This window comes from Anaerotignum sp. (assembly GCF_031981185.1).
In the GTDB taxonomy this organism is placed as follows: Bacteria; Bacillota; Clostridia; order Lachnospirales; family Anaerotignaceae; genus Chakrabartyella.
On record NZ_DALYUL010000054.1, the window covers coordinates 1 to 2,013 of the forward strand.

The following is a 2,013-nucleotide window of genomic DNA, read 5'->3' on the forward strand; positions in this document are numbered from 1 at the left end:
TATATGCGGTCTTCAAATGTAAAAAATAAGCTGATACAAAATCCCGAGACAGCACCTGTTGTAAAACGAATATTCGAGCTTGCTTGTGAGGGTAAAACCCCGACGCAAATTGCTATGATTTTCAATACCGATGGTGCACTTTCTCCTTATATGTACCACAAAGCAAAAGGCACGGACAAAATGAGAGGATGGAAATTAAGCAGTGAAAATACAATTTGGACGAATGCCATTATTCATCGTTGCCTTAGTGATGAGCGTTATACAGGTAAACAAATAAGCCGCAAACGAACAAAAATTGATATTAATACAAAGAAAACCATGCTTCTTCCAAGAAGTGAGTGGATAATCTGTGAAGATGCTCATGAGCCAATTGTTTCAAGGGATGTATGGAAGCAAGCACAGCTGGTTATGAAACCATATAGGCCTAAGCCATATGCAATCGCAGACTATAACCTGTTTAAAGGATTATTAAAATGTGAGCATTGTGGGCGAACGCTTACTTTTTTCAAAAACATAAAAGAACCTTGTTATCGTTGCCCAACAAGAAGGTTTGTTACTTTTTGTGAGTGTAAAGATGTTCGTATTAATGAACAACAGCTAAAGGATTTTGTTCTGTCTGAAATTCAAAGGCAAATAAGAGTGTTCGTTTTTGAGGAGATTAAAAACGGTAAACCCGAAAATAACAGTTTTCAAGTTGAAGCAGAACGCATAGAAAAGCAGTTGAAACAGCTTGATTGTAAAAAGACCTTACTTTTTGAAAATTTGGCAGATGGCAAGTTGTCAAAAGAAGATTTCAAAGAAAAAACGGCGGAATTATCTAAAATGAAAACAGATTTTGAACATGAGAAAACAGCGTTACTTCGAAAACTAAATGAAACTTATGTAGTTGAGGATAATGCAGCAAAACATTTAGGCAAATATGCAGGAGTGCAGGTACTTACCCAACAGCTTGTTGCAGAGTTAATTCAAAGAATAAATGTCTTCCCTGATAATAGCTTTGAAATTGTTTGGAACTTTAAAGACTGTATTAAAGATTAAGTTATTTTTTTATGTATGTCTTGACACAAGCTAATGAGAAACTATGTGGGGATGCCTGTATGCAGAAAACCTATACGGTAGATTTCCTCACCAAGAAAAGGGTGAAAAATGATGGTTATGTTATGCAGTACTATGTAGAAGATAATCATGAAGCCATCATCCCAAAGGAGCTGTTCCATCAGGTGCAGGAAGAAAAACTCAGACGTGCCTCCTTGCATAAGTCAGCAGTAACCCGAAAGAAAAATAAGGTGGAAAAAGAGAAAAGCAAATACAGCTCAAAGTATATCCTAACGGATTTAATGGTCTGCGCCGAATGTGGACATGCCTACCGTAGACAGATATGGTCAAACTATGGCGATAAAACAGCAGTGTGGAGATGCGAAGATAGGCTAAAGCAGGGCAAAAAGTCACGATGCCAGCACTCACCAACCATAAAAGAAGCACAGCTCCACGATGCCATCATGATGGCAATCAACAGTGTGGTGGAAAATACAGGAGAATTTATAGGAGCCTTCCGAGAAAATGTCATCAGAGTCATCGGTAACTACAGTACCCAATGGGTTACCACCGAATACGATGAGCAGATAGAAAAACTCCAACAGAAAATGCTCACCCTCATCGAAGATAACGCAAAGCAAGGTGCTATCAGCGAGGACTTTGATGAGGAATACCATCAACTGTCAGAGCAGATAAACGAGCTAAAAACAGCAAGAATCCAAGTGGTACAGGCACAGAAAAAGGCAGAAAGCTATAAAGAACGAGTAGAACAGCTAGACAACGCAATCACCACAGTAAATCCACAGGTAAGAGAGTTTGACCAAGACCTTGTAAAACGGCTCATATCCTCGATTAAAGTGCATAAGGGCATGAAGCTTGAGATACAACTCCACTCAGGTATAGTGGTCAAACAAGAAGTAGATTACTATGAATAGGCAGTAACATAGGAGTAGGGTATGTTCCCTGCTCCTATGATGC

General features: G+C 38.9%; 2 protein-coding genes. Both read left to right on the forward strand.

Annotated elements, in window-relative coordinates; genetic code table 11:
* On the forward strand, positions 1–1,038 hold a 1,038-nt coding region (locus RTK36_RS16275; RefSeq protein WP_312048269.1), incomplete at its 5' end, for a recombinase family protein.
* 59 nt (positions 1,039–1,097) lie between these two features.
* Positions 1,098–1,970 carry a recombinase zinc beta ribbon domain-containing protein gene (locus tag RTK36_RS16280; protein WP_442871368.1) on the forward strand — a complete coding sequence of 291 codons (873 nt, stop codon included), beginning with the start codon at positions 1,098–1,100 and terminating at the stop codon, positions 1,968–1,970.
* Positions 1,971–2,013 lie beyond the last annotated feature (43 nt).